Source organism: Pseudomonadota bacterium, assembly GCA_039033415.1.
Classification (GTDB): domain Bacteria; phylum Pseudomonadota; class Gammaproteobacteria; order Xanthomonadales; family SZUA-38; genus JANQOZ01.
On the sequence record JBCCCR010000027.1, the window covers coordinates 25,110 to 42,940 of the forward strand.

The 17,831-nt window shown below is 62.5% G+C and carries 15 protein-coding genes; 6 read left to right on the top strand and 9 right to left on the bottom strand.

The genetic code is table 11. From position 1 onward, the window contains the following. Positions 1-82: 82 nt before the first annotated feature. Entirely contained in the window at positions 83-1,126 is a 1,044-nt protein-coding gene (locus AAF358_19930) for a TIGR03032 family protein (GenBank protein ID MEM7707832.1), read from the bottom strand. A 113-nt stretch (positions 1,127-1,239) separates the two neighbouring features. Here AAF358_19930 and AAF358_19935 point away from each other — a divergent pair, with 113 nt between their 5' ends. From AAF358_19935 to AAF358_19950, 4 genes are all read left to right on the top strand, one after another. Beyond that, on the top strand, positions 1,240-1,479 hold the full coding sequence (locus AAF358_19935; protein ID MEM7707833.1) for a hypothetical protein: 240 nt from the start codon (positions 1,240-1,242) through the stop codon (positions 1,477-1,479). A gap of 94 nt (positions 1,480-1,573) precedes the next feature. Next, positions 1,574-2,266: an aspartate/glutamate racemase family protein gene (locus AAF358_19940; GenBank protein ID MEM7707834.1), complete on the top strand. Its 693-nt coding sequence runs from the start codon at positions 1,574-1,576 to the stop codon at positions 2,264-2,266. Between the two features lie 115 nt (positions 2,267-2,381). Next, positions 2,382-3,176, top strand: a complete 795-nt coding sequence (locus AAF358_19945; protein MEM7707835.1) for a hypothetical protein — start codon at positions 2,382-2,384, stop codon at positions 3,174-3,176. Continuing rightward, a complete protein-coding gene (locus AAF358_19950) occupies positions 3,133-3,645 on the top strand; it encodes a GNAT family N-acetyltransferase (GenBank protein ID MEM7707836.1) in 513 nt (170 codons plus the stop codon). The genes AAF358_19945 and AAF358_19950 overlap by 44 nt, the downstream gene beginning before the upstream one ends. Positions 3,646-3,661: 16 nt before the next feature. Here AAF358_19950 and AAF358_19955 read toward each other — a convergent pair whose 3' ends face one another. Beyond that, entirely contained in the window at positions 3,662-4,807 is a 1,146-nt protein-coding gene (locus tag AAF358_19955) for a sigma-54 dependent transcriptional regulator (protein ID MEM7707837.1), read from the bottom strand. 31 nt (positions 4,808-4,838) lie between these two features. Then, a complete protein-coding gene (locus AAF358_19960) occupies positions 4,839-5,390 on the bottom strand; it encodes a hypothetical protein (protein MEM7707838.1) in 552 nt (183 codons plus the stop codon). Between the two features lie 359 nt (positions 5,391-5,749). Here AAF358_19960 and AAF358_19965 point away from each other — a divergent pair, with 359 nt between their 5' ends. Continuing rightward, entirely contained in the window at positions 5,750-9,046 is a 3,297-nt protein-coding gene (locus AAF358_19965) for an amidohydrolase family protein (GenBank protein ID MEM7707839.1), read from the top strand. Positions 9,047-9,063: 17 nt separating this feature from the next. Here AAF358_19965 and AAF358_19970 read toward each other — a convergent pair whose 3' ends face one another. After that, on the bottom strand, positions 9,064-10,077 hold the full coding sequence (locus AAF358_19970) for a GGDEF domain-containing protein (GenBank protein MEM7707840.1): 1,014 nt from the start codon (positions 10,075-10,077) through the stop codon (positions 9,064-9,066). Between the two features lie 218 nt (positions 10,078-10,295). Between AAF358_19970 and AAF358_19975 the strand changes: the two genes are divergently transcribed. Then, positions 10,296-11,867 carry an ankyrin repeat domain-containing protein gene (locus AAF358_19975; GenBank protein ID MEM7707841.1) on the top strand — a complete coding sequence of 524 codons (1,572 nt, stop codon included), beginning with the start codon at positions 10,296-10,298 and terminating at the stop codon, positions 11,865-11,867. 25 nt (positions 11,868-11,892) lie between these two features. Here the strand turns inward: AAF358_19975 and AAF358_19980 are convergent, their stop codons facing one another. The 5 genes from AAF358_19980 to AAF358_20000 all read right to left on the bottom strand — a co-directional run bounded on the left by AAF358_19980 (position 11,893) and on the right by AAF358_20000 (position 17,819). Further along, a complete protein-coding gene (locus AAF358_19980; GenBank protein MEM7707842.1) occupies positions 11,893-13,200 on the bottom strand; it encodes an HD domain-containing phosphohydrolase in 1,308 nt (435 codons plus the stop codon). A gap of 63 nt (positions 13,201-13,263) precedes the next feature. Further along, positions 13,264-15,831, bottom strand: a complete 2,568-nt coding sequence (locus AAF358_19985; protein ID MEM7707843.1) for a M14 family zinc carboxypeptidase — start codon at positions 15,829-15,831, stop codon at positions 13,264-13,266. 20 nt (positions 15,832-15,851) lie between these two features. Continuing rightward, a complete protein-coding gene (locus AAF358_19990) occupies positions 15,852-16,778 on the bottom strand; it encodes a hypothetical protein (protein MEM7707844.1) in 927 nt (308 codons plus the stop codon). A gap of 79 nt (positions 16,779-16,857) precedes the next feature. Continuing rightward, positions 16,858-17,244 (bottom strand): hypothetical protein, encoded by a 387-nt coding sequence (locus AAF358_19995; GenBank protein MEM7707845.1) that lies wholly within the window; start codon positions 17,242-17,244, stop codon positions 16,858-16,860. Positions 17,245-17,285: 41 nt separating this feature from the next. Further along, a complete protein-coding gene (locus AAF358_20000) occupies positions 17,286-17,819 on the bottom strand; it encodes an RNA polymerase sigma factor (GenBank protein ID MEM7707846.1) in 534 nt (177 codons plus the stop codon). Positions 17,820-17,831 lie beyond the last annotated feature (12 nt).

Consider the following 17,831-nt stretch of genomic DNA (forward strand, 5'->3'; position numbering starts at 1 on the left):
CAACTCGATGACAGACCTGGCCGCGGTTCCGAACACCGTAGGCGGCTAATGAGTACCCTTTAGGAGGCTCTCTCTCCAGAATTCAGGCTACGTCCGGCGGCAGCGAAAGCACCCGCCGGATCTCGTCGGTTTTAAAACCGAGGGCCATCGGGCGTTTGACGGACGGAAGCGCGACTACGTCATAGAGTTCCTCGACCACACCCTCGATGCGAAGCTCATGCACCACGTCTCCGCGTTCCAGATCGATCACCTGCAGGGCGCAGCGCGGCGTCGCGTTGCGGGCAGCCAGCGCTTCGCTCAGCGGAAGGCCGGCGAATGTTCCCTCGTCGCGAGCTTTGGAAAGGCCCACCACGGCGTAGCGGCCGGTGAAGGTGAGACCCCGCAGGTAGCCCGGGCAAAACGCGACGGGTTCAAAGCGGCCGGCGTCCAGGTCCACCCAGCCGAACTCCCCGGTGCCGGAGTTGTGCAGCCAGAGCTTGTCCTGGTGCCAGCGCGGGGAATGCGGCATGGAGAGCCCATCGCAGACCGTTTCCCCGTCATCGATCGAGAGCATAAGGCCACCCCCGACGCGCTGGTCGCGCCAGCCCTCGTTGACGTCGGTGGCGCCGACGCAGGTGGCAAAGGAGGGCTTGCCATCGCGGAGCGCCATACCATTCAGATGGCAACGGTCTTCGGCGGCTAGCTTGGAAACGAACGGTGGCCGCCACAGCGGGCGAAAGCTGTAGCGGTCGTCGACCGTGGCAAGGCAGCTGAACAGAGTGTTGACGAACAGCGGGCGGTTGTCAGCGTCGACCGCGACGTCGTGGATATCCAGGTCGCCGGTGGTGTAGCCAAGCTGGGGCACATATAGGCGGTCGTATCCGTCATGGCTTTGGCCCGAGGGCAGGGCGTTTTCGAAACGCCACAGCTGATAAAGCGTTCCCACCCACAGCGTTTCGTCGTGAAACGCCAGACCCATGCAGCGAGCGAACGTGCGTTCGAACACCGACAGGCGTCCGCTAGGCGCCAGCCCAATGAGAAACAGCTTGCCGGCCTGATAGGTCGAAAAAGCCAGCGAACCGCCGGTCTCATGCAGCCAGCTGGTGAACTGTCGGGAGCCCGTGAGCTCCAGCTGAGGCGTAGCCATCAGCGGTCTCCGTGTCTAAGTCCAAGCGTAACGAGCCATTATAAGCAGGCTGTGCAGGCACGGCTGGAGCCGTGTACGCTTGGTCGCGTGACTTTCGTTCTTGCGAGGCTGCAATGAGCGCCAATCGTTGGTTGCTCCTGCTGGTGTTTATCCCGCTGATCCTGCTTGGAGCCGGCGGCAGCCCCGTCGTGCAGGTTCTGATGTTTGTCCTCGGATTCGGGCTGATGGGTTTCGGGCTACTGGCGGTTCTGAACCGGTGGCGGGAGTACCGTACCCGGGCTGAGACCAACGAGCGGCGCTTTGCGGCAGAGATGATCGCCATGCGCCACCGCACGAAAAACGACCAGCCCTAAGCCACAGTTTTTCGGCCTTGCGTGGTTGCACTGACGCTGTCGCAGCGTTCCACACCCTGCTAATTTCATCCTTGGTCATCGAGAGGCAAAGCGCATGAAAACGATTGGTCTGCTCGGCGGCATGAGCTGGGAGAGTTCTCAGATCTACTACCGCCTAATCAATCAACACGTTCGCGACCAGCTGGGTGGCTTGACCTCAGCGCCGATAGTGATGATGAGCGTGAATCTGGCTGACCTTAAGCCTCTGCAGCACGCCGGTGACTGGGAAGCGGCAGGCGCCTTTCTGGCGAAACCGGCGATGGCGGCTGAGGCTGCCGGGGCTGAGCTGCTGGCGATCTGTAGCAACACGATGCACAAGGTGGCGGACGCGGTAAGTCGCGTCGTGTCTGTGCCGTTGGTTCATATCGCTGACGCCAGCGCCACCGCAATCAAGACGGCGGGCATCGAAACGGTTGGACTCCTGGGTACCCGCTTTACGATGGAGCAGGCGTTTTATCGGGATCGGCTGGAGTCGCTCGGTGTCAAAGTGCTGGTGCCGGCTGCCGAAGAGCGCAACATGATCCACAACGTGATCTTCGACGAGCTTTGCCTTGGCGTGATCAGCGACGCCTCGCGAGAAAAGTATCTGCGCGTTATCAGCAACCTGTCCGCTGAGGGTGCGCAGGGAATGATCCTCGGCTGTACCGAAATCGGATTGCTAGTAGACGCTACTCATACCGCGACGCCGCTATTTGATACCGCAGCAATCCACGCTGAGGAGATCGTAAGACAGGCACTAACCAAGTGATTTTGTTTTCCAAGCCACGGACCGGCGGCGTGACCCATGGGCCTTGTCCGCAGGCGTGGCGGGCCGTTAAAACATGGCAGGCTCAATCAGACGTGAGGTCAGCAAAGCCATGACGATGACATCACCCCAGGAAAAGCAGGCGCTGTTCGAGAAGCTCGAAGCGTTTGACATCGACGGCGGCAAGCCAGATTTTTCCTTCGCCGACCGACTGGCGCGGGACAACGGCTGGTCCCGGCCTTTCGCCAAAAAGGTGCTACGGGAGTATCTGCGGTTTGTTTACCTCTGCGCGACCTCCAAGCAGATGCTGACGCCCAGCGAGGAGGTTGACCAGGCCTGGCACCTCCATATGGTCTACACGCGTTCGTACTGGGATGATCTGTGCGGCGAGATCCTTGGGTTTCCGCTGCATCACGACCCGACGCCCGGCGGGGCTGGCGCCGCAGAAGGATACGCGGCGGCTTATGAGCTCGCGAAACGGCGCTACCGCGATGCATTTGGTCACGCGCCGCCGGCCGACGTCTGGCCGTCGACCAAAGCGCGGTTCGCGAACGCCGGGCGGTTTCAGTGGGTGAATCTCGCCGATCATCGCCTGGTATCCTTGAAATCCCTTCGCGCCGCGTGGATTGCGGTCGGGTTGGGATTGACTGCTGCACCCGTTTACGCGGCGGGTGACTGGTCCAGCATGCTGACCGTTGTAGGCGGAGTCATTCTGATCCCGGTGGCGCTCCTATGGGTTTTCGGCAGCCGGTTAAAGGCATTGCACGACGCGCACCAGCGCAAAAACGCCGGCGCCGCGGGCTGCGGCGCCGGGGCTAGCGGCTACAGCTCCAAATCGGCCTCGGGCGACAGCGACGGTGGTGGGGGTGATGCGTCAGGTTGCGCCAGCGGTTGCGGCGGGTGTGGTGGCTGAGCTTTTGCTGCGGCAGGCGGCGCTGGCAGAAGCTGACGCGCTGACGTCGCTGGCGCTTCGTTCGAAGGCGGTGTGGGGTTACGACGAGGCATTCATGGCGGCCTGTCGTGATGAGCTTTTGGTGTCTGCTGACGACATCCAAAGTGCCGGCACCCGCCTGACGGTCGCGGACCGGGCGGGGCAGCTCGCGGGATACTGCTGGGTCGAGCCGGTGTCACCAACGGTATGGGAACTCGAAGCGTTGTTTGTCGAACCCGATCTGATGGGGCAGGGCATCGGGGAAAAGCTGTTTCGGCAGGCAGTCCGGGAAGCGGCTTCAAACGGCGCTTCCACGCTGACCATTCAGTCCGATCCTCAGGCTGCTCGATTCTATGAAAAGTCCGGCTGCGTCAAAGTCGGCGAAAAGCCGTCGGGCAGCATCCCGGGGCGAGTGCTGCCGCTGTATCACCTCTCGCTAAGCTCGACCTGAAGCTAGGCGCTAAACCTCAGGCGCTGACGGCAGAATCGCGCTGAATGTCAAACTTGCGGATCTTCTCCACCAGCGTTGTTCGACGAAGCTTGAGCAGGCGCGCAGCCTGACTCACCACGCCGTCGGAAGCGGCCAGCGCTTGCTCGATCAGACATTTCTCGCGCTGCTGGAGGTATTTCATCAGGTTCAGCCCGCTGGGCGGCAGCACCGGTTCGATTTCTTCTGCGGGTGGCTGTAGACGCCACAGCACGGGTTCACCCGACGCCTCGCCCCGTCCCGATTGGGTCTCCTCTGCGGCCTGAAACTCATCCGGCAAATCGTCGCGTTCCACTCGATCGCCGCCGTGAAACACGGCCAGCTGCTCGAGAAGATTGCCCAGTTCTCTGACGTTGCCAGGCCACGGGTAGGCACGAAGGCTGGCTAGGGCGCTGGGGGCCAGCTGGGGCGGTTCGAGGTCTCGTTTCTCGAGCGCGTTGCTCAGACTGGTCAACAGAAATGGCAGATCCTCCATACGCTCGCTGAGTGTTGGCACCCGCAGCGGCACCACATTCAGTCGGTAGAACAGGTCTTCGCGAAAGGTGCCTGCGGCGACGGCATCCAGCAGATTGCAGTGGGTGGCCGCCACCACGCGAACGTTGAGGGCAATCTCCTCACGTCCGCCAACGCGTTCAATGCACCGTTCCTGAAGTGTCCGCAGCAGCTTGGCCTGCATCGGCAGAGGCATATCGCCGATTTCATCGAGAAACAGAGTGCCGTGGTTGGCCCGCTCGAAGCGCCCGATGCGCCGCTCGAGTGCGCCGCTGAACGCGCCTCTCTCGTGGCCGAAGAGCTCACTTTCCAAAAGGTCGGCGGGGATAGATGCACAATTCACGGCCACAAATGGCCCTGAAGATCGGTTGGAATAGCGGTGGATTCGCCGGGCCACCACCTCCTTACCGGTGCCGGTATCCCCACCGACCAAAACCGTGACGTCCGTTTTGGCGACGCGTCGGACCTGCAGCCAAAGCTGTTTCATCCTTGGATTACTGCACTGCTCAACGGGATCGGTTCCTGTCTCCGTGTCCAGCTGAATCGGTTTCCGGTGGTTTGCCGGCGCAAGGTTGTTCCGCCGCAGCGACAGGTAATCCTTGCCGGTAACGCGATCAGGCGCGAACTGAGCCATGGACGAAGTGCTCCAGAGTCTGCGCTGAGTTTTAGTAGTGGTTAGCGACGGCGGTCAGTCGTGGGCTGCCGATTCGCGGTGCCATGACCGGCTCGTAGGGCTGTTTCGCGCAGCGACGTGCCGTATCCAGCGTCAGCCGGGTGTTGTGCGCCATATCGAACATCAACGCGAGTTCGATGTTGATCTTCAAATCCCATGGACGGATCGGGTGGACCACAAAGTTGAGTGATTCCGGATTGTCATCGTCGAGCGCAACCTGCGCCTGATCCTGATTCAGACAGCTGATCACCGGCTGATCACAGGTTCGTCGGAGCCATTGGGTAAGCAATTCCCCAGGCGTACCCATCATGTCGACCACAATAAGATGTGGTCGCTGGAGACGCAGCATGTTTTTGATATCGGTCTGATCACCCCAGACCGCCAGGGTGTCGAAGGTGAGCTCTTTGAGCTGCTGCTGTACCGGCAGCGGATCTGGCGAAACCAGCAGCACGCGAAGCCCGTCGGTGAGGCTTTCCCGGGCAAAGGCGCCCTGTGGCTGGGTACGCATCGAAGGCTGCGCGGTGGAAAGTTGTTGGCGAATCATGGCTGTTCCTCAAGTGTTGTGTCTCCGTTGCCAGAGAAGCAGCAAAGCCCGTGCCAACTTATAAGTTATTGATTTTTAATGAGAGAAGACAAAATGGTGGTCTGCGATCCGTCGTTTTGTGCGAACCGCAAAAATATCGGCGGGGAAACGTACGGCTTAGGCCAAAATTGTGGCGGCCGCCGAACTGAGCCACAGAACGCTCCGCGCTCACAGACCAGCTTTGTTGCTTAGGTGTGTCCGAGGGCGAGGCGACGCTTTCGACGCTTTTCTTTACAATCGAGGCAATTCGCAGGGGTAAGCAAGTTATGCAGAAGCACGTTCGGTTGATGGTCTGCCTGTTGGGCCTGGCGAGTTCTGGAATGGCGCAAGACCTTGAGTCGGCAAAAGGCTTTGAAGCCGTGGAGTCCGGCGCTGGGAGCGAGGCTGGGGCCGAAGAAAAATGGTCGGTGAACGCGCCGCCCGGGCCGACAAAAACCGTGACGATCGATACCCGGGAGATGACCTGGACCAATCTCGACGTGTCGCCGGATGGCAGCACGCTGATCTTCGATATGCTCGGTGATCTCTACACCGTGCCCCTGAGCGGCGGGGAGGCGAAGGCGCTAACCGCTGACATCTCTTGGAACATGCAGCCTCGTTTCAGTCCGGACGGCGAGCAGATCGTTTTTGTATCTGACCGCAACGGCGGCGACAACCTCTGGCTGATGGCGGCAGATGGCACCGGAGAGGCGACCGAGCTGACCAGCGACCGGGCGCAGCTTTTTCATAATCCTGCCTGGTCTCCCGACGGCCAGTGGCTGGCCGCTCGCAAAGGTTATGTGTCGACCCGCAGCATCCCGGCCGGCGAAATCTGGCTGGTGCATGCCGGTGGTGGCGGCAAGGGTCTCCAGGTGGTGGAACGGATCGGCAAGCAGCAGGCGCAAAAGAATATTGCTGAACCGGCGTTTTCGCCCGACGGCCGCTATCTCTATTACAGCAAAGACGTCACGGGCGGCGTTGTCTGGCAGTACAACAAAGATTCGACAGGGCAGGTTTTTGCAGTTCAGCGCCTGGATCGGGAGACGGGCAAAACGGTCCAGGTGGCCGGTGGGCCCGGGGGAGCGATCCGCCCGACGCCTTCGCCTGACGGGAAATTCCTGGCGTTTGTGAAACGACTGCCCAACATGACCAGCGCGCTGATGGTCAAGGACCTTGAGTCGGGACTCGAGCGTGCCGTCTTTAAAGGGCTGGATCGAGATCTGCAGGAAACCAACGGCGCTCACGGGAATACGCCGGCGTTTGCGTACACGCCGGACGGTCAGGCGCTGGTGTTCTGGGCCGGCGGCAAGATCCACCGGGTTCCTGCTGCCGGTGGTGAAGCAAAGGTGATTCCGGTCTCGGTGAAAGCCGAAAAAGTGGTGAGGCCGGCGCTACGCTTCGCTGTAGACCCTTCCCCCGAAGAGTTTTCCGTCAAAGCCGCACGCTGGGCGCAGTACTCACCCGACGGCAGTCAGGTGGTTTTTCAGGCGCTGGGCTACCTCTACGTTCAGGCTGTCGAGGGCGGCGAGCCTCGACGCCTGACTCGCCAGAACGATCACTTTGAATTCTGGCCGAGCTATTCAGCGGACGGCAAAAGTATTGTGTACACGACCTGGCATGACCAGGAGCTCGGCAGCGTCCGAACGGTCTCCGCGAAAGGCGGGCGCAGCAAGACGCTGACCGAGCAGCCGGGCCACTACGTAGAGCCGCGCTTTTCCGGTGATGGTCGGCGCGTCGTTTTCCGAAAGTTTGCCGGCGGCTCGCTGCTATCGCCGCTGTGGTCTGAGCAACCAGGGGTTTATGTTGTTGACGCTGGCGGTGGCAAAGCGAGAAAGCTCACCGATCGCGGATTCAATCCGCAGTTTTCCCGCAGCGGCGAGCGCGTCTACTTTTCCGAATCGGTCGACGACACCGCGCTGGCGCTGAAAAGCGTTGACCTCGCCGGGTTCGACGAACGCAGCCACTTGAAGGGTGCCAAGGCGACCGAGTTCAGCCTCTCACCCGACGGCCAGTGGGTTGCCTTCACCGAAGGCTACAACGCCTACCTGGCGCCGCTGCCGACCATCGGCAAACAGGTTGATCTGGGCAAGGACACCAACGCGTATCCAGTGACCCAGGTAGCCAAACGTTCCGGCGAAGGGCTTCACTGGTCTGCTGACAGCTCGGCGCTCCATTGGGCTCACGGGGCAACGCTGTACTCGCGAGACCTGGCTGACGCCTTCAGCTTTGTCGGCGGAAAGTCAAAAGAGGTGCTGCCGGAACCGGTTTCTGACGGCCTTAGCGTGAGTTTTACGGCCGAGACCGATATACCTGGCGGTACCGTTGCGGTCACCAATGCCCGCGTCATCACCATGCGCGACGCCAATCGTTTTGAGGAAGTGATCCAGCAGGGCACCGTAGTGGTGAGCGGCAACCGCATCATCGCCGTTGGACCCTCGGATGACGTTGAGATCCCGGCGGATGCCTACGTCGTCGACGCCAGCGGGCACACGGTGATTCCCGGGCTGGTGGACGTTCACGCCCACGGGGGTATGGCCAGCAACGAGCTGACGCCCCAGCAGAACTGGCAGCAGTATTCCAACCTGTCGTTTGGTGTCACTACCATTCACGATCCGTCCAACGATACGACGGAGATCTTCTCTCACGCCGAGCTGCGCGAGGCGGGCTTGACGGTAGGGCCACGGACGTTTTCCACCGGGACGATCCTCTACGGCGCCCTGGTGCCGGGTTTCACTGCAGAGATCAGCAGCCTGGATGACGCGCGCTTTCACCTTCAGCGCCTCAAGGACATGGGCGCCATCTCGGTCAAGAGCTACAACCAGCTCCGGCGAGATTCCCGCCAGCAGGTGATCGCCGCGGGGCAGGAGCTGGGAATTATGGTGGTGCCGGAGGGCGGCGCGAAGTGGCAGCACAACCTCACCCATATTGTGGATGGCCATACCGGGCTGGAACACGCGGTGCCGGTCGCCCATCTCTACGACGACGTCAAGCAGCTTTGGTCTCAGACCGACGTTGCGTACACCCCGACTTTTGGGGTCGCCTACGGGGGCATCAGTGGAGAAAACTACTTCTACGATCGCGACCAGGTCTGGAAGAACCCGCGACTGCTTCGGTACACGCCCAAGACGTTTCTGCTGCCCAGGGCGATTCGGCGCCAGCGAGCGCCGGATGAGCACTACAACCATGTATGGGTGGCCGAGCACGCCAAGGCGCTGCGGGATATGGGCGTTGGCGTTCAAATCGGCGCGCACGGCCAGCGCGAAGGCCTGGCGGCTCACTGGGAGATGTGGATGATGCACCAGGGTGGATTCACGGCTTGGGAAGCGCTGCGGGGTGCAACGATCGACGGTGCGCGCTACATTGGACTCGACGCTTCGCTGGGCTCACTGGAGGTCGGTAAGCTGGCCGATCTGGTGATTATCGAGGGCAATCCGCTGGACGATCTACGACAGTCGGAGATGGTGTCCTACACGATGATCAACGGTCGGGTTTACGAGGCGGCGACCATGAACGAGGTAGGCAATCACCGTCGGCCGCGGACGCCGTTTTTCTTTGAGCTGGAGGGTGGCGAAGCGTTTCCTTTGGCGGCGCAGCAGGCGTTGCTCAAGAAACAGCGCGCCTATCACTGGCGGCACTAAGCTTGCGGGCGACCTGATCAGGCGGCGGTGGTGACTTCGAGCGGCTGCTCGCAGGAATGCAGCCGGTTGCGACCGCGCCGCTTAGCCTCATAGAGGGCGTCGTCGGCACGCTTGTAGAGGCCGTCTCGCGATTCGCCGACATGGTATTCGGCCAGCCCGAAGGACGCGGTGACCGTCGACCCGGCTAACTCGCCCACAGGCCCGTACCGGAGCTCTGAGATCGCCACCCGGAGGCGCTCGGCCAGCTTTCGGGCCTGCTCGAGGTCAGCCATCGCCGCGACGACCACAAACTCCTCACCACCGGCACGAAAACAGGAGTCGTCTGGTCGAATATTGGCCTGGATCGCCTGGGCAACGTCGCAGAGCACCGTATCGCCGACGGTGTGGCCATAGCTGTCGTTGACGATCTTGAAGTGGTCCAGGTCCACCATGATCAGGACAAATCCTTTCTCCCCTTTGCCGGCCACATCGATGACGCGGTCGAGCGTTTGATCGAGGGCTCGGCGATTGCCGGCGCCGGTTAAGGGGTCCGTGAGCGTAATGGCGTGCAGCTCGCGCCGCTGCTTGGCGGTCAGGACCGCGAACGCAATCGAGAGTGAGATCGTGACGCCGAGCGACGTCAGGAATACCGCCACCTCAGCGCCGCTTCGGCCTTCGAAGACGACCGGCATGATCAGCATGATCGCGACCACGGCGGTGATGGCCGCTTCGCGCGGCTTCAGCAGGTAAAACAGCGCGATGGTCGCTGGATACATCCAGATGATCTGGTTTCCGCCTTTGACGCTGACCGAAATCACCGCAGTCACGATCGCGACCATGGCCATACAGGCGCTCGCCAGCCGCACCGATCGTTTGACGTAGACCAGCCGCATAATCAGCACGAACCCAATCACGGCAACGGTATCGAGGGCCGCCACCGCGTAGCTGCCTTCGATCAACCGGTAGACCGCCATCGGGCCAATCCCCAAAACCCCGGATAGGGCAAGCAGGATGGGAGGCTGTTCCTCCAATGTGAGCTTACGTAATTTCACGAACAGCATATCGGCTGATCTGGCCCTGCCTTTACCCCTGTCGAGCATGCCGACCGGCAAAATCGGGGATGCGACAAAGGTTCACAGCGCCGGCTCTGTCGGATTGTGGCGAATGCCCCGGTTCAGGTGAGGTATTCCGGGTTTTTTTCCGTTCATTTTTGTGCGATTGAGCCGTTTTGCGGCGTTCTTTTTTCTAGACATGCCGCGGGAGTCAAATCATGAGGCAGTACTTCTATGGAATGGTTTTTTTGCTGGCGAGCGTCCTTGGTGGGGCTCAAGCCAGCGCTGAGACGCTAGATGAGCGTCTGATCGAAGCGGTGCAGTGGGGCGACGTACCGGCGGTCCAGCAGCTGCTGACCGACGGTGCAGACCCTAACAGCACGCTGCGCCAGCGTACGGCGCTCAGCTGGGCGGTGCAGGGCGACAGCGCTGAGCTGGTTCAGCAGCTGCTCCAGGCGGGGGCGAACCCCAATCTGACCGACCTGCAGGGCAACAACGCGCTGTCCTGGGCGGCCCAGCTGGGAAAGGTAGCGCTCATCGCACCTCTGGCGGCTGCGGGTGCCTCGGTCAACGAGCAGAACTCTGCGGGCAACACGCCGGTGCTGATTGCCGTGTCCGACGACAATCTGGAGCTGCTGTCTGCGCTGGTCGAGGTGGGGGCGGATATGAACGCCGTCAACGTCGATGGGGCAACGCCCGCGCTGATGGCCGTGCAGGGTTATGCGTCTGATGCGGCCGCCACGCTGGCCCTGCTGGCCAAAGGCGGCGCGGACCTGGACCTAGGCGATCGCTTTTACACGCCGCTCACCTTTGCTGCGGAGCAGGGTACCGAACCGGCCGTCGCCGCGCTGCTGGATGCAGGTGCCGATCCTAACGCGGGCGTTGACGGGAACTACCCGCTGATCAAGGGCGCGAGCTCAGCGGCGATTGTGGGTCGATTGCTTCTCGCCGGTGCCAACCCAAACGTCAAAAATGGCTGGGGAGAACCGGCGCTGTTCAGCGTCATCGACTACGGCACCCCGAAGCTGGTGCAGGCGATGATCGACGCGGGCGCGGATTTCACCATACCCTCCGAGCAGGGCCAGACGCCGCTTGACCGGGCCCGTGTTCAGGGCATGGAGGACATCGAGGCCGTGCTGCTTGCCGCGGGTGCCGGTGGCGAGTCGGTTGAGGCCAGCGAGCAGACCTCGGCGGCTGAGCCGGGCCTCCTGGCGAACATACCCACCGGAGAGCTGGCCGAGATGCCCAAGCTTGGTATGGTCACCGTGATGGGTGGCGCTGGTGGTGGGATCACCTATTACTCGTCCAGCACCCTCGCGGAGCTTACGGCGTTCTATCAGGACCTCCTGGCCGAGCGCGGCTGGAAGGCCGCCGGCGATCTGACCACCGACGACGCGACCTACCTGTCCGGCAGCTACACGCGCAGCGGAGAGAGCCTGAGCCTGTATTTAGGCCAAAATGACAGCAACGAGGATCGACGGGCGATGGTGTCGCTGACGCCGCACGGTTCCGCAAAGCCGGCAGATTTGCCGCGGGTTGCCGATACAACGACTCTCTATGAGGGGCCGGCGACCGCGATCTACGTATCGGAACTCAGCGTCGTCGCGGTAAGCCAGGAAACGCTATCCCTGCTGACGCAGGCAGGGTGGAATGGCGCGGCCACGGTAGACACCGAAACGATGCAGGTGCTGACCCTGGACCGGGGCGGCGTCAGGCTCACGGCGCAGGTCTCGCAGGCGCCGGCGCAGGGCAACAAAACAACCATTCAATACAGCGTGGTGAAACAGTAGGCGAAACGGGCGGGTACGTGATTCGCTAGCAGAAGTAGGATCGCGCTGAGATGCCGAGCTCACCGTCGGTGAAGTCTTTGACGATCTGACGCTTCTTGGTGTCGCTGCTGAGGTCGAGCGCGCCCGGGCGGCCGAAGGCGAGCCCGTCTTCGTCCAGCATTCTCCAAACGACGGGTTTGAGGTGCTTGGAACGGGAGTCACTGATAACTACACCGCATTCCTTGCTCGACAGCCGAACCGTCGTACCGGCAGGATAGATCCCGATCGCCGAGATGAACGATTCCACCAGCCCCCGCTGGAAGTGGGTGCCGCGCAGCGCGTAGAGCTGCTTGACAGCCTGCGACACCGGCAGGGCGGTGCGATAGGGGCTGTTGGTGATCATGGCCTCAAAGCAGTCCGCAATCCGGGCGATGCGCGCGTAGAGATCAATCATGCGCCCCTTGAGGCTTTGGGGATAGCCGCTGCCGTCCAGATGTTCGTGATGCTGCGCCACCATCGCAAGTACCGCCGGGTCGAGCTCGTCGCCCGACTCGAGCAGCTCCAGGCTGAACGCGACATGTTCCCGGATTACGCCGAGTTCCCAGTGGCTCAGGCTGCCGGGACGCTCAAGCAGCTCGGTGGGCAGCTTTTCTCGGCCCAGGTCGCACAGCGTGGCGCCGAGGCCGAGCAGGGTGAGGTCGTCAGCGGGCAGCCCGAGCTGGCGCCCTAGCGCCATCGCCCAGACCGCCATGTTCACGCAGTGACGCAGGGTGTAGGGGATCTGTTTTCGGCCCATGGCAAGGCCAATCGCCGCGTCTGGATTGCGGATCAGGCTGCGAGCCAGCTCCTTGGTGGCGCTGCTAATCGCACGGAAGTTGATGGCCTCGCCGCTGGAGATCGACTCCACCGCAAAAGCGATGGAGGCTTCGAGATCGGCTACCGCAACGCGGGCGTCGCTGAGCTCTTTGGACACCGGCACGGAGTCCACGTGGCGTACCACCTGGATCTCGCGCTGCCCTGGCGGGGTCTTGCCTTTGACCCATTCATCCATCCGGCGCCGGGAATGAAACTTCACCTTGCCCGCAATACTGCCCAGATCCTGCTCTTCGGAATCCTCGGTCGGCGCTAGCGAGATTGCCTCTCTGGGAATGTGCTCGGTGGACAGGCGTTGACTGACAAACACATACCGACAGGTTTTGCGGAGGCGCTGAATATCTTCGGGGGTTTCAATCCACATGCCCTGCAGGGTAAAGGGCGACTCCTCCCAGGGACGATCCAGGCGAGCGACGTACATGCCGATCTTCAGATTCTCGACGCCGACCCGAACGTCAGCGTCTTCCTGCTGCTGTGCCATGAAATTCCCGCAACCGAGGCTGGCGCTATTAGACCATAACCGTCTGGCTGTGGTGAGAGGCGGTCAGGGTGTCTCGGTACAGTCGGCGAGGCCGTCAAGAACGGTCAGGCGTTCCAGCGTGATGCTGCCTGAGCCGAAGCCTTCCAGCTCCGAGTCGTAGCTGACGCTCGCAGAGGTGCAGCCGAAGTCAAAGGTGAGGCTACCCCAGGGGTCGAAGACAACCTCAGCGGGATCGAAGTTTTCGCCGAAGCGTCCGCCTGAGCTGATCAGCGCCTCGTTGACGGTCAGGGTGCTGCCGTCGAGCACCCCGTCAGAGAAGATCCAGGCCTGGTTACCGTTTTGGTCGTACGTGAACCAGTACACCAGCGCCCGGGTATCACTGAGCGCCTCGACAACAAATCCCTCACCGCTGCGCTGGGCGTTAAACCACGATCCGCTGATGTTGGCGGCGGTGGCGCCCTTGGCAACCGGTTGGCCGCAGGGCAGGCTGGCTAGTTCCGTCAGGCGGATGAGGTCCTGACGCCGGTTTCGCACGTCGACGTTGTGCCGCATGCCGGCGCTCGCGCAGTCTCCCCAGAGAAAGCTGGCGCTGCCCGCATCGGTGAGCACCACCTGGTCGGGATCAAAATCAGGACCGAAGATGCCGCCGCGCGCTTCCAGAAGCTCGGGAAAATACAGCTCGTTGCCGCGGACGTCGCCCGTGCCGATAAACCACCGCTGCTCGCCCAGCTCATCATAGGTAAACCAATAGACGACGGCCCGGTTTGCCGCGAGGATTTCGATCAGAAACCCCTCGCCATTGCGCGCCGGATCGAACCAGGCGGCGCTGATCCCCGGCTCCAGCACGAAGGGTGCCGGCACCGGCTGATCGGTGACGGAGAAACTTAGCTGGTTATCCCGGCCGCCCGCATCACCGGCTTCGCCGTCAGCGTTTTCGTAGCCCTGCCAGCTGCCGTCGCCCCAGTCCACCGGTGTGGCCGGATCGGCATCGGTCCGCAGTCCGACGAGATCCCGGGCATCGATCCCCAGGGTTGCGGTGGTCTCGCCGCTGACGGCGGCGCCGAGATCGTTGGAGCGAAGCGTAAAGCTGATCAGCGCGGTGTCGTCCCGGTAGCGATAGAAACCCTGCGCGCCAGCGCCGGGTTCGTCGAGCCAGCGTAGACCGCCGACCACCGGGTTCGTCGTGGCATCGCCGATGCTGAGTTCGGTGGTGACCGAAAGCTGCGCCAGGCTTTGCCCGGGCAGGGCGGCGACGGAGCCCTCGGCGTCGCGCCAGCGCATCGGTTTGTCAAAGGCCACCCAGAGCTCATAAGGCTGATCCAGGGCGAGCGGCTGGAGCTGATTGACGTAGAGGACCCGGCTGGTCGGGCTGGTCACGTCCCACTCCACGTCGGCAACCACGGCGCCGGACGTTGGCTCGAACCAGCGAACCGCGCTGACCGACGGCGGGCCGGCCTGGTGGTAATAGGCGATTGGAAACGTCTGGGCGAGATTCTCCCGCACCCGCTGAATTTCCGATTCCGGCAAAATAAATCCGTCGTTGCAGTTGCTCGCAAAGCCGCCGTAGTCGGCGCTGCAGCCGGGGAGGTCGGGATGTGCGTCCGGCTGCAGGTTGCCCGAGGGTTCGATCTCCAGTGTCCAGCTGGGGATCTGAAAGGTCTCGGCGAAGTATTCGTCTGTCGAGCCAATGCCGCGGCCGGGTCCGCTGGGAACGTCCACATAAAACCGGTCCCCGGGCAGGCGTTGATGGAAGTTGCTGAAGTCGGAAAGTAAGGCGCCCTGGATCTGGTTCCGTCGGACGTTGTCGGTCAGTACCGAAAAGTGGACCTGGCTAAAAGAATGCACGTCGGTGTACATCCGCAGCCGGTCGCCGGGGCCGAGCTCCGCAGATGCCACCATCGCCTGTGTCTCCGCCTCAGAGTTTGCCTCGGTGCCGTGATAGACGAGCGAGGTCGGATTGAAGGAGCTGGAGCCGGAGGATGCCCAGAAGGGCGGGTTGTTGCGGTTGAGGTCGACGCCCAGCAGGTAGTCGGCAACGCTGAAGAGATCCTCATCCACGTCACGCATGTTTTTTCGGCGCATCCGACCGTCGCGCGGTGAGCCGCCGTTGAGCTGAACCTGAGTTGGGAAACGCTGGGTCTGCAGGAAGCCGTCGATATTGAGTACGGGCGTCAGCACCATGTTGAGATTGTCCAGCAGATAGCGGTAGAGAAAACCGTCATCCTGCTGGGCCACCAGCTGCTCCATAATCCCGGTCAGGACCTCCGGCGACTGCCATTCGCGCGCGTGGATCGTTCCCTGCGTCAGCACCGCGCCCTCGGGCAGCCCGGTAGCGGTCAGGGCGTTGCTGTCCCCCAGCTGATAGGTCCAGATATCGCGGCCGTTGAGGGTTTGCCCAACGATCGTGCCGCTCACCACGTCGTTGTCCATCATGAGCGACTGGTGCCGTTCATGCAGGCCGCTGTAGGTGCGAAAACCAGCGAAGGGCAGGGCGGTGTCAACCGGGATCGGGACCGGGAACCCGAGCCCGAGCGTGCCCGCTTCTTCCGTCCATTCGGTCAGCACCTGGGGCCTAACCGCTCCCGGTGCGAGCGCCACAGCCGCCGCGACCAGCAGTTTCGATGCGAACATTGAGACTCCGCCGTCGCGACTCACGGGTGCTGCTCCAGCAGCTGTTGGATCTTGTTCGCCTGCTCCGGAGAGAGGCCGGGTTGCCGCGCCAGCAGCGTCACGGCCTGCCGCGCAAAGGGCTGCAGCGGGCCGGCGTCAGTGAGCTGGCGCCGCCAGACGGCGAGCGCTTTTTCGGTGCCCAGCAGCGACGCGAGCTTGAGGCTCAGGGCCGCCCGTTCACCCTGCGGCCAGCGCTCGCTGGCGGTCTGGAGGAGCTGTGCGTCGCCGGTCAGCTCGACAACCGCAAGTGTGAGGGGCGCCAGCGCGGGATTATTCTCAAGGTGCATCTTGAGCCGGGGGTGCGCCAGAGTTTCTGGCGGCAGCTCCCGCAGACCTGCTGCCGCGCCGCGGATGGCGGCCTGCTGTGCCGGTGTTCCGCTCAAACGCTTCAGCTCTTCGAGCCGTTGCCATGCGCCTGTCTGACCACTTTCGATCATCTGCCGTCGCCAGTCTTGCCAGATCCAGGCATTGTGGGTTCCCTCGGCAACGGCGGTGAGCCCGTGGGGATCATGCAGTACCGCAGCACGTTCGGGATGGGGTGCCAGCACCAGGGCCGGCGCGTCTCTGAGGTAGTCGACCAGCCAGCGGCCGGCTGGCGTGGGTGGCTGATCACGAAGCTGCAGCAACGTCTGGCGCAACGCGCCCGCGAGCGCTTCGGGCTGGCGGTTTCGCGTGAGCAGGTCCACGAACTCGCGCTCAAACGTTGTGGCCGACTGCGTCAGCGCTCGCTGGGCCAGCGCCTGGGACAGCGGCCGGGTTGCCGGCTGCTGTGCTGCCGCCGGGTAGACCATCGCAACCGCCAGAACGGCGACCGGCAGCCAGCGGGTGAGCCTCGGCTTAAAGCCCAGGGCCCGGATTGAGGCCTGCGTCGCTTGGCGCGCCGCTGCCGCGAGTCTGATCAGGACCATTCGGTGGATGCCTATCCTTGACGTTGCAGCAATCTACGAAAACTGCGGTGCCAATGCCAGTACTCCACCCAACGCCGACTTACGGGCGAGCGTTCTCCGCGATAATCAGATCGAGCTGCTCCAGGGCTTTTTCGGCGTCACCGGTTTCCTTGAAAATGTCGCGCAGCTTGAAACGCACCAGGTTTCGGACCACCCGATCGTTTTCGTAGCTGTCGAGAATTCGATTGAGATGCTGAACAGCGCTCGGCGCATCGCGCCGCTGCTCGTAAACCTCAAAAATGCCCTCGATGGCCAGAAATACCGCCGCCTCACGGCGCTCGGCGGTGTCTACCACCTTGTCCGCAAGGCTCAGGTAGTCGTTCATCAGGGTGACAAACTGGGCCGCGTTGGCGTCCTGGGCGCGGACGGGTGTCAGCCACAGGCTCGCAAGGATGGCGGTCGTCAGCAGGGTTGTGCGTCGAATCATGGCAGTTTCTCCTTTGGGTCAGTGATAGTTAGGTGTACGGTTTAGGGAATCACAAAGTGTTTTCGCAGCTGTTTCAGGGCCCGCGACCGATGGGTTTTGACCGACCCACCGCTGATGCCTAAGGCCCGCGCCGTCTCGTCGTTGCTCAGCCCCTCCAGCTCTCGAAAGATGATGACGTCACGCTGCCGCTCCGGCAGGCGGGCGAGCGCTGCCGCCAAGGTTCGGAGCAGGGCGGCGTCTTCCCCAGCCGCCGTCTCCGGTACGTGCGGCGCTGGCTCCTGGTGGTGCTCCTCTAGTGCCACCTCGCGGCGCAGCCGGCGCTGCTGATCTCGAGCGAGATTGGCGGCGATCCGGAACAGAAACGTCGTGAATCTAGCGCCTTTGAAAAACGGTTTGCGCCGGGTGGCGACCCGCAGAAACACCTCCTGGGTCAGATCTTCTGCGGTGGCGCGGCTGCCCGTCTGCGAGAGCAGCACGCGAAAGACAAAGTCCCGGTGGCGACGGAAGAGCTGGTCCATCGCTTCGGGATCCGCGCGGCTGGCCAGATCCCAGTCATCAACTGGGGTAGCGGTCACCGAGCCGTCAGT

Coding starts and splice junctions, on each gene's coding strand:
- AAF358_19930 (MEM7707832.1), bottom strand. CDS start 1,126: ATGGCTACGCCTCAGCTGGAGCTCACGGGCTCCCGACAGTTCACCAGC.
- AAF358_19935 (MEM7707833.1), top strand. CDS start 1,240: ATGAGCGCCAATCGTTGGTTGCTCCTGCTGGTGTTTATCCCGCTGATC.
- AAF358_19940 (MEM7707834.1), top strand. CDS start 1,574: ATGAAAACGATTGGTCTGCTCGGCGGCATGAGCTGGGAGAGTTCTCAG.
- AAF358_19945 (MEM7707835.1), top strand. CDS start 2,382: ATGACATCACCCCAGGAAAAGCAGGCGCTGTTCGAGAAGCTCGAAGCG.
- AAF358_19950 (MEM7707836.1), top strand. CDS start 3,133: ATGCGTCAGGTTGCGCCAGCGGTTGCGGCGGGTGTGGTGGCTGAGCTT.
- AAF358_19955 (MEM7707837.1), bottom strand. CDS start 4,807: ATGGCTCAGTTCGCGCCTGATCGCGTTACCGGCAAGGATTACCTGTCG.
- AAF358_19960 (MEM7707838.1), bottom strand. CDS start 5,390: ATGATTCGCCAACAACTTTCCACCGCGCAGCCTTCGATGCGTACCCAG.
- AAF358_19965 (MEM7707839.1), top strand. CDS start 5,750: ATGGCGCAAGACCTTGAGTCGGCAAAAGGCTTTGAAGCCGTGGAGTCC.
- AAF358_19975 (MEM7707841.1), top strand. CDS start 10,296: ATGAGGCAGTACTTCTATGGAATGGTTTTTTTGCTGGCGAGCGTCCTT.
- AAF358_19980 (MEM7707842.1), bottom strand. CDS start 13,200: ATGGCACAGCAGCAGGAAGACGCTGACGTTCGGGTCGGCGTCGAGAAT.
- AAF358_19985 (MEM7707843.1), bottom strand. CDS start 15,831: ATGTTCGCATCGAAACTGCTGGTCGCGGCGGCTGTGGCGCTCGCACCG.
- AAF358_19990 (MEM7707844.1), bottom strand. CDS start 16,778: ATGGTCCTGATCAGACTCGCGGCAGCGGCGCGCCAAGCGACGCAGGCC.
- AAF358_19995 (MEM7707845.1), bottom strand. CDS start 17,244: ATGATTCGACGCACAACCCTGCTGACGACCGCCATCCTTGCGAGCCTG.